The following is a 9,080-nucleotide window of genomic DNA, read 5'->3' as shown; positions in this document are numbered from 1 at the left end:
CGGATTGGAGCATCGTCGTTTCTCGCGTTTTGTTGTTGGGGCGTTAGAATGAGTGAATTATTAGAGGTTCCCTTAAGTTTGCGCTCCGATAGAGCCGAAACAGATTCATTGGAGGATTGCAGGAAGGATGGCCAGCGGGACCCGGGCAAGCGGCGGGATCGGGCGCAGCAGCCCCAACAACGCCGAAGTAAAGTCGTGAAACTTCCTAATCAGGGGGATGAGGGAAATTCCGTGGCGTGTAAGTAGACTTCCGCATTGCTGGGCGTGATCCTTTTTCTTATGGTTGCGGCAAAAAGGGGGGCGCCCGAAGGGGACGACCGGTCGCGTGCAAGCCCGCCTCTCCGGTATGCTTGCTTATCGATTGATTTTCGTATCTGCTTACAATCGAACACTTGAGCTAAGCTCACCGACACGAAGGAGGATTGTTATGCCCATGAAGTCAACGTGGTGCGTCGGTTGGAAGCCGAAATCGTTGATCCTCGCCTCGGCTCTCGCCCTTGTGCTGGCGGGACTTTTGCCTGCCGCTCCCGTCTCCGCCGATGAGACCAGTTGCTCTCCCTTCACGCCGTTGATCAAAGGGCAGGAGGAGTTCGTCTACGTCTGGACCCTCGGCGTCGAGGGGGTGGGCGACGGCTCCGACAAGCTGGTGACGGTGGACGTGAACCCCAAGTCCAAGAAGTTCGGCAAAGTGATCCATACGGTCTCCGTGGGCAGCCGCGGCGAGGCACACCACATGGGACTTTCCGACGATCGCCGCTACCTGTGGGCGGGGCAGCTCGACTCGAGCAAGATCTACGTGTTCGACATCGCCACCGACCCGGCCCAGCCTAAGCTGGTGAGAACGATCACCGATATAGCGGATAAGACCGGCTACGTGGGTCCCCACACCTTCTACGCCATCCCCGGGCGCATGCTGATCCAGGCCCTGTCCAACAACAAGGACCATGGCGGGATCACCGGCATCGCCGTGTACAACAACCAGGGCGAGTTCGTGGCCAAGTACGACATGCCCCTGGGCGAGATCGGCGGGGTCAAGGGCGACGGCTACGGCTATGACATCGGCATCAATCCCCAGAAGAACACGATGCTCACCACCTCCTTCACCGGGTGGAACAACTACATGATGGACCTGGGCAAGCTGATCCAGGACCAGGAGGCGATGAAGCGCTTCGGCAATACCTCGGTGATCTGGGACTTCAAGGCGATGAAGCCCGTGAAGATCTTCAATACGCCGGGGGCACCGCTGGAAGTGCGCTGGTCCTGGAAGCCCGGCGACAACTGGGCGGTGACCACTGCGGCGCTCACCTCGGCCATGTGGGTCTTCAAGCAGGATGCCAAGGGTGAGTGGCAGGCCCATAAAGTGGCGGACATCGGCGATCCGACGAAGGTGCCCTTGCCGGTAGATATCAGCCTGAGGAGCGACGCCAAGGGCTTGTGGGTCAACACCTTCATGGATGGGACGGCGCGCTATTTCGACATGTCGAATCCCCTGCAACCAAAGCAGGTGTACGCGAAAAAGATTGGATCTCAGGTCAACATGGTGTCCCAGAGCTACGACGGCAAGCGGCTTTATTTCACCAGCTCGCTCCTCGCCAACTGGGACAAGAAGGGGCCCGAGGACGAGCAGTTCCTCAAGATGTACCACTGGGACGGCAAGGAGCTCAAACTCGCCTTCCATATCGACTTCTACAAGGAAAAGCTCGGGCGTGCCCATCACATGAAGTTCCAGGTGCGGGACCTGAAGAAGCTCAAGCCCCTGGAGGCGGCGCTGCCCCCCGACCACGCCAAGCTCGCGGTGAAGGAGTGATGGCTACCCGGCTCATCGCCAACAATAACCTCCCTCAGAGCCTTCGCCTCCTGCTTGCAGGAGGCGTTTTTTTCCTACTGGGCCTCCCGCTCGCCCAGGCTCACGGGGAGAAGGACGGGGCGCCGGCGGCGGCCCCCGTCATGGACTTCGTGCCCCCTGCGCCGGGGACTTACGTCCTCCATCCCATCATGCGCGCCGCCGACGGCGTGGTATTGGACTCGACGGGCCAGCAGCGCCGGCTTTCGGAATTCACCGGCGGCAAGGTGACCCTCCTCACCTTCATGTACACGTCTTGCGCCGATCCTGGCGGCTGCCCTTACGCCCTCTACGTGTTCCACCAGGTGAAGCGGTCGGTGGAGGAGGACCCCCGCCTGTACGGCCGGGTGGGGCTGGTGACCTTAAGCTTCGATCCTCTGCGGGACACGCCCGAGGTCCTGGCGGGACAACAGGCGCTCCAGGCCGGGCGCCCAGGCGCGGTGGCCTGGCACTTCCTCACCACGGCCTCCCTCAAGGAGCTGCTGCCCATCCTGGACGGCTACGGCCAGGACGTGGCCATCGAGCTCGATGAAAAGACTGGCAAGCCCACGGGTTTCTACAACCATGTGCTCAAAGTCTTTCTCATCGATAAAGCCCGTGAGGTGCGGGAGATCTACACGACCGCCTACCTGCTGCCCGCGGTGGTGGTGAACGACATCAAGACCCTCCTCATGGAGGAGGGCCACGCGCTGCGATGAAGGCGGCGGCCGCCCTGCTCGCCTGCGCCGTCTCCCTTTCGGCTTGCCAGGGAGGGCATGACGGCCGAACGAGCCCGGCGGATTCCTTCCGCCCGGCGCCGCCCCTGGGGCTGCCCGAGGTGCCGGTGCCGCCCGACAATTCCTTAACCCCGGCGAAAATCGAGCTGGGGCGTAAGCTCTTCCTGGACCGGCGGCTCTCTCACAATGGCACCCTCTCTTGTGCCATGTGCCACGTGCCGGAGCAGGGGTTTACCTCCAACGAGCTGGCGACCCCCATCGGCCTGGAAGGGCGCAGCCTGCGGCGCAACGCCCCCACCCTGTACAACGTGGCCTATGCGGCGAGCCTGTTCCACGACGGCCGGGAGACGAGCCTGGAAAACCAGGCATGGGGGCCGCTCCTCGCCCGCAGCGAGATGGGCAATCCTTCCGTCGGCTACGTGATCGAGAAAATCAAGGCCCTGCCCGACTACGACGGGCTATTTGAGCAGGCCTTCGGGCGCGGACCCGACATGCTGACCGTCGGCCAGGCGCTCGCCGCCTACCAGCGCACCCTTCTTTCCGCCAACTCCCCCTTCGACCGTTGGTACTACGGCGGAGAGAAAAACGCGCTGACGCCGGAAGAGCAGCGGGGTTTCGAGATTTTCCGCGGCAAAGGAGGCTGCGCCGCCTGCCACGCCTTCGGCGAAAAGCATGCCCTCTTCACCGATAACGGCTTCCATAACACCGGCATCGGCTGGGCCCGCAGCATGGGTGTGAAGGGAAAACATTCCGTGCAGCTTGCCCCGGGGCTCACAGTGGAAGTGGAAGAGAAGATGCTCCAGGACTTCGAGCCGCCGCTGCCCGACACGGGTCGGTTCGAGGTCACCTTCGATCCTCGAGACCGCTGGGCCTACCGTACCCCCACCCTGCGCAACGTCGCCCTCACCGCGCCCTACATGCACGACGGGTCGCTGGCCACGCTGGAGGAAGTGGTGGAGTTCTATGATCAGGGTGGAATCGACCATCCCCTGAAGGACCCCCTGCTCAGGCCCCTCGGCCTAACGGCCGAAGAGCAGCAGGCCCTGGTGGCTTTCCTCAAGACCCTCACCGGGGACAACGCGGACCGGCTCGCCCGGGACGCCCGGGCGGCGCCTTAGTCTCCAGTCCATCGTTCGTCCGCATTCACTGCCGATGCTTGCCCCCTTGCTCCGAGGAAGCAAGGGGGTGGATGGGCTGCAGCGCATAGGCTGGCAGAGACGTAGCAGCAACCCATCCCCACCCCAACCCGTCCACGGCCCGGCAGGCAGGCCGGGCCGGCTCCGCGGGCGCAGAGCAGTGCTCTGCGAAACCCCCGCTCCGCCCCCTTGAAGGGGAGGGAGCCCATCCCCACCCTAACCCGTCCACGGCCCAGCATGCTCGGCCGTGCCGGACAGCAGGTAGCGATCAAAGTCAGGAAAGCGGCGTAGGGCTTGATCGACCGGCAGCGCGCAAGCTGCGCTTCAGCGCACCCGATCCGCGCCAAAAATCTTGTTTCGGCTGTCCGGTGCGTTTCGCCTTCGGCTCAACGCACCCTACGAGACGGAAAGCCCCTCACCCCAGGCCCAGGGAATCCCACAGGGCGTCCACCCGCTTCTTCACTCCCGGGTCCATGACGATGGGTCTGCCCCAGGTGCGGGTGGTTTCTCCGGGCCACTTGTTCGTCGCGTCGATCCCCATCTTGCCGCCCAGGCCCGACACGGGGCTGGCGAAGTCCAGGTAGTCGATGGGGGTGTTCTCCACGATGACCGTGTCGCGGGCCGGATCGACCCGGGTGGTGAGGGCCCAGATCACCTCCTTCCAGTTGCGCACGTCCACGTCGTCGTCGGTCACCACGATGAACTTGGTGTACATGAACTGGCGCAGGAAGCTCCAGACGCCGAACATGATTCGTTTGGCGTGGCCCGGGTACTGCTTCTTCATCGACACCACCGCCAGGCGATAGGAGCAGCCCTCGGGCGGGAGATAGAAGTCCACGATCTCGGGAAACTGGCGCGTGAGGATGGGCACGAACACCTCGTTCAACGCCACCCCCAGGATCGCGGGCTCGTCCGGCGGCTTGCCCGTATAGGTGGAGTGGTAGATCGGATCGCGGCGCATCGTGATGCGCTCGATGGTGAACACGGGAAATCGCTCCTGCTCGTTGTAGTAGCCCGTGTGGTCGCCGAAGGGTCCCTCCAGGGCCGTTTCTCCCGGATGGATCGCCCCTTCCAGCACGATCTCGGCGGAGGCGGGCACCGAGAGATCGCTGTCGATACATTTGATAATCTCCGTGCGGCTGCCCCGCAGCAAGCCGGCAAACTGGTACTCGGACAGGGTGTCCGGCACCGGGGTCACCGCCCCCAGGATCGTGGCGGGGTCGGCCCCCAGGGCCACCGCCACGGGAAACGGCTTTCCCGGGTGGGCCTCGCCGTGGTCGCGAAAGTCCAGCGCCCCGCCCCGGTGGGCGAGCCAGCGCATGATCACCCGGTTAGGGCCGATCACCTGCTGGCGGTAAATGCCTAAATTCTGGCGCTTCTTGTAAGGCCCCCTGGTCACCGTGAGCCCCCAGGTGATGAGGGGGCCGGCGTCCCCCGGCCAGCAGGTCTGAACCGGCAACCGGGAAAGGTCCACGTCGGCGCCCTCCCACACTATCTCCTGGCAGGGGGCCGAAGACACCTCTTTGGGTGCCATCGACAGCACCTGCTTCAGAAGCGGCAGCTTGTCCAGGGCGTCCCGGAAGCCCTGGGGCGGCTCCGGCTCCTTCAAGTAGGCGAGGAGCTTTCCCACCTCCCGCAAGGCCTCCACCGATTCCTGCCCCATCCCCAGGGCGACCCGCCGCGGGGTGCCGAAGAGGTTCCCGAGCACCGGGATCGCGTGCCCCTTGGGCTTCTCGAACAGAAGGGCCGGCCCCCCCGCCTTCAGCACCCGGTCGCAGATCTCAGTGATCTCGAACCGCGGATCCACCTCCACGGCGACGCGCTTGAGCTCGCCTAAGGCTTCGAGACGGGAGAGAAAGTCGCGCAGGTCGCGGTATTTCATGGGAAAGAGGGAGTCGGGCTCGACCCATTATAGGGGAATGGCCGTTTCGTCCACCTTCAAAAGCCGAGTGTTAAGCGGATCGACATTGGAGGTCTTTCATCGGCCCGGCGGCCTCCAGGGAGGGCGGCAAGGATGGCGAAGCCCTCGGCGCCCGCCGCCGGGAAAAAATGGAAAAAGATCAAAGAATACAGTGGCGTATGACATGAAAATGGAAAACGCGAGGGCGCCTTGGAGAGGGGGCAATGCCTTGGGGCAACACCCTTTGCTGGCCTTTCCGCCCGACTGTCGGCGCTTTTATCAAACTGGCTCTGTGGTCCCTGAGGGCTTTTGGATATCCGGCTGATTTCAAGGGGAAAGGTGACGATGGCACCGCCTTTGCTTTGGACGATTTTGGACAATTTCAACAATGTCAGACTCTGCGAAAGGGGGTCCGCCATGAGAACAAAGCTACGCAAGACCGTGCTGACGCTGGCATTCGTGGCAGGGGGGTTGGGGCTGGCGGGCACCGCGCAGGCGGGTGCCTTCATTACCAATGGGACCATTACGTTAGGGGTAAACGACGAAGGGCACCTCAACGTCTTCCCAACGGATGCGGGGGTGGTCGGTACCTATCCGGGCGTGTCCTTGAGCGGGACCACGCCGGTGGGCCTCCGGTATAACCCCACGGGGGCGGAATCCACCGCCCCGGGCTGCGTCTGCGAAGGATGGGGGGCGGGGATCGTGAGCCTCGGCGTGAGCGGCTACGCCAACCGGGCGGTCGATGGGATCGTGAATCTCTCCCTGGTGAGCTTCTCCGCCACCGCCAGTACCGCGACCTCGGTGGTTGACATCCTGGGGGCCTCCGGCGCACCCGTTCTGCGGGTCACCCACTTTTATCACCCCAGCCCGTCCGTCAATCTTTATCAGGTTGATGTCACCATCCAGAACCTGAGCGGCATGGACCTGGCGGCGGGAGACCTGGTGTACCGCCGGGTGATGGACTGGGACGTGGAGCCGACGGCGTTCAGCGAGTTCGTGACCATCCAGGGCGTGCCGGCCCTGTTAGGAGTCGCCAACGGCAACAACGTGCGCCGCACAGGGAACAACGGCTTCGACACCGCTAACCCCCTGACGACCTTTGGTGCCACAATCTTCGGTGGCGCCTGCACGGCGGCGGAGTTACTCAACAGTAATTTCACCGACTGCGGTCCAGCCGATCACGGCGCCGTGTTCGACTTCGAGTTCGAGGCCCTAGCGAACGGGGCGTCGCGCTCCTTCGTCACCTACTACGGTGCGGCGGGCACCGAAGCGGATGCCGATGCGGCGCGAGCCCTCGTGGGCGCGGGGCTCTACTCCTACGGGCAGTGCGATTCCAGCTCCGACTCCTCGTGCAGCCATATCACCGGCGCGCCGAACACCTTCATCTTCGCCTTCGGCGCGACGGGGGGCGTGCTGGAACCCCCGCCGCCCACCGGCGTCCCCGAGCCAGGGTCCCTCGCCCTGGTGGGGTTGGGGCTCATGGGGCTGGCGGCCCTTCGCTCCCGCAAGCGGCGCTGAACCGACCCACGCTCGACATCCACCCCTTTCCGGCCCGGCTGGAAAGGGGTTTTTGTTTTTTCCGGGCCCGGGGCGATAATCGCTCACGCAGCATGATCGATGGAAGCCCGTCCATGGAGGTGATGCCGGTGCCTACTCGCCTTGCAAGCCGCTTTTGCCTGACCGTTCTCGCCCTGCTGGCGCTGGCGGCGCCCGGCGCCGCGCCCGCCGTGCCTTTCGAGCTGCTGGTGCCTCGCACCTCGCCCCCGGGAGCCCCCAAGACCGAGGGCGCGCCCGGCCAGGCCAAGCTCCAGGCCGGCTACGAGGCGCTCAACGGGAAAGACCTGACCACGGCGTCGAAAGCCTTTACGGAAGCCCACAAGCTCGACCCGAAAGCGCCCGAGCCCCTGCTGGGGCTGGCGGAAGTCGCCCGCCTGAAGAAGGATCTGAAGGGCGTCGAAAACTGGCTGCGCCAGGCCCTGGCCGCCGCCCCGGAGGATGCGGCGGTGCAGCGGGCGTGGGGGCGCTATGAGTTCGTCATGGGACGCTATCCCGCCGCCGAGGCCGCGTTCCAGAAGGCGATCCGCCTCGATCCCCGGTCGGCCGGGGCTTACCTGGACCTGGGCGACTTGTACATGACGGCGCTCGACAAGCCCAAGGAGGCTGCCGAGGCCTACGGAGAGGCGGTGCGGCTCGATCCCCGCCACGGGGGCGCCCGCCACGGGCTCGGCATGGCGCTCGCCGCCCAGCGAAGATTCGACGAGGCGGAGGCCGCGTTCCGCAGGGCCGCGGAGCTTTCCCCGGGAAATCCCCTGCCGCTCCAGGCCCTGGGCCGGCTCCACCTCTCCCGCGGGAAGATGGACCCGGCCCTGGCGGCCTACAATGAACTGCTGCAAGCGAATCCGGATTTCGTGCCAGCGCTCCTGGACCGGGGCGACCTCTATTGGGCGAAGGGCGAGAAAGACAAGGCCATCGCCGACTACCAGCGGGCCGTGCAGGCGGCGCCGAAAAACGCCGACGCCCAGTTCAAGCTGGGAACCGCTTACCACGGGAGCGGCCAGAAGGCGGAGGCCGAGAGGGCCTACCGGGCGACCTTGGAGGCGAACCCCCGCCACGCGCCGGCCTACAACAATCTGGCGTGGCTGCTGGCCCAAAGCGGGCAGCGCCTGGACGAGGCGCTGCGGCTCGCCAAAAAAGCGGTGGCGCTGGCGCCCGACATGGGCACCTTCCACGACACGCTGGGAACGATCCACCTCATGCGCCGAGAGCTGGACCCGGCCATCGCCGCATTCCGGAAAGCGGCCGCCACGCAGCCGCCCCAGGCCGAGTTCTACTACCGCCTGGGGGTCGCCTATAGTCGCAAGGGCAATCGCCAGGAAGCGATCGCGGCGCTCAAGAAAGCCCTGGAGATCCAGAAAGACTTCACCTACGCCGCCGATGCCCGCAAAGAGTTGGAGAAGCTGGGCGGCGGTTGAGAAGCGGAAGGCCTGGATCGCGCGGCGCTGCTGGGTGCAGCCCGCCCGCGCCGCGCACCTCGCGCCAGCACGGTAGGGTGCGCCTCGGCGCACCGCTTGGTAGGTCCCCTCTCATGGCGGTGCGTTTCGGCTGCGCTCAACGCACCCTACGCCCTCGCCGTAGGGTGCGCTTTAGCGCACCACTCCGGAGGTTCTTCCCCGCTGGGCGGTGCGTTTCGCTCTCACCCAACGCACCCTACGGATGGGGGTTGTCGGGGGCGCTTCGACGCCTAAACCCGTAGGGTGCGCCTTGGCGCACCGCTTCGGCGCTTCGAGACCTGTACCGGTGCGTTTCGGCTGCGCTCAACGCACCCTACGGGATTTCACGGTATCGAATTTCGCTCGATCTCCGCTCGCAGCGATTCCTTGTCCGTTTGAGTAGCGAGGGGCCCGAGCCGTACCTTTTCGGCCAAAGCCTCAGCCAGCGCTTCCGCTTTTGGTCCACGCCCCAGACACGCCGGCGGCCTTGAGCCG

7 protein-coding genes are annotated in these 9,080 nt (G+C 65.0%); 5 read left to right on the top strand and 2 right to left on the bottom strand.

What is annotated here, in order from left to right:
• Positions 1-433: 433 nt before the first annotated feature.
• Genes ACTFO6_RS16340 through ACTFO6_RS16330 form a run of 3 tightly spaced genes read left to right on the top strand, consistent with a single transcriptional unit; the run spans position 434 to position 3,677 of the window.
• The gene (locus ACTFO6_RS16340) at positions 434-1,807 is read left to right on the top strand and encodes a selenium-binding protein SBP56-related protein (protein ID WP_439935505.1); all 1,374 of its coding nucleotides are present in this window, start codon (positions 434-436) and stop codon (positions 1,805-1,807) included.
• A complete protein-coding gene (locus ACTFO6_RS16335) occupies positions 1,807-2,541 on the top strand; it encodes an SCO family protein (protein ID WP_439935504.1) in 735 nt (244 codons plus the stop codon). The genes ACTFO6_RS16340 and ACTFO6_RS16335 overlap by 1 nt, the downstream gene beginning before the upstream one ends.
• Positions 2,538-3,677 (top strand): cytochrome-c peroxidase, encoded by a 1,140-nt coding sequence (locus ACTFO6_RS16330; protein WP_439935503.1) that lies wholly within the window; start codon positions 2,538-2,540, stop codon positions 3,675-3,677. The genes ACTFO6_RS16335 and ACTFO6_RS16330 overlap by 4 nt, the downstream gene beginning before the upstream one ends.
• A 433-nt stretch (positions 3,678-4,110) precedes the next feature.
• Here ACTFO6_RS16330 and ubiD read toward each other — a convergent pair whose 3' ends face one another.
• Both ubiD and ACTFO6_RS16320 read right to left on the bottom strand, forming a co-directional pair.
• Positions 4,111-5,577, bottom strand: coding sequence for a 4-hydroxy-3-polyprenylbenzoate decarboxylase (gene ubiD, locus ACTFO6_RS16325; RefSeq protein ID WP_439935502.1), 1,467 nt, complete (start codon positions 5,575-5,577; stop codon positions 4,111-4,113).
• Between the two features lie 56 nt (positions 5,578-5,633).
• Positions 5,634-6,014 carry a hypothetical protein gene (locus ACTFO6_RS16320; RefSeq protein ID WP_439935501.1) on the bottom strand — a complete coding sequence of 127 codons (381 nt, stop codon included), beginning with the start codon at positions 6,012-6,014 and terminating at the stop codon, positions 5,634-5,636.
• On the opposite strand from ACTFO6_RS16320, the gene ACTFO6_RS16315 reads away from it, so the two are divergent.
• Together ACTFO6_RS16315 and ACTFO6_RS16310 are read left to right on the top strand one after the other, a co-directional pair.
• Entirely contained in the window at positions 6,013-7,113 is a 1,101-nt protein-coding gene (locus ACTFO6_RS16315) for a PEP-CTERM sorting domain-containing protein (protein WP_439935500.1), read from the top strand. The two genes, ACTFO6_RS16320 and ACTFO6_RS16315, sit on opposite strands and share 2 nt — an antisense overlap.
• A gap of 113 nt (positions 7,114-7,226) precedes the next feature.
• The gene (locus tag ACTFO6_RS16310) at positions 7,227-8,567 is read left to right on the top strand and encodes a tetratricopeptide repeat protein (protein WP_439935499.1); all 1,341 of its coding nucleotides are present in this window, start codon (positions 7,227-7,229) and stop codon (positions 8,565-8,567) included.
• Positions 8,568-9,080: the final 513 nt, after the last annotated feature.

It is taken from the genome of Pelomicrobium sp. G1, from assembly GCF_051905455.1.
Taxonomy (GTDB): domain Bacteria; phylum Pseudomonadota; class Gammaproteobacteria; order Burkholderiales; family UBA6910; genus Pelomicrobium.
The sequence above is the reverse complement of the archived record's forward strand: the minus strand, read 5'-3'. Positions and strand labels throughout refer to the sequence as shown.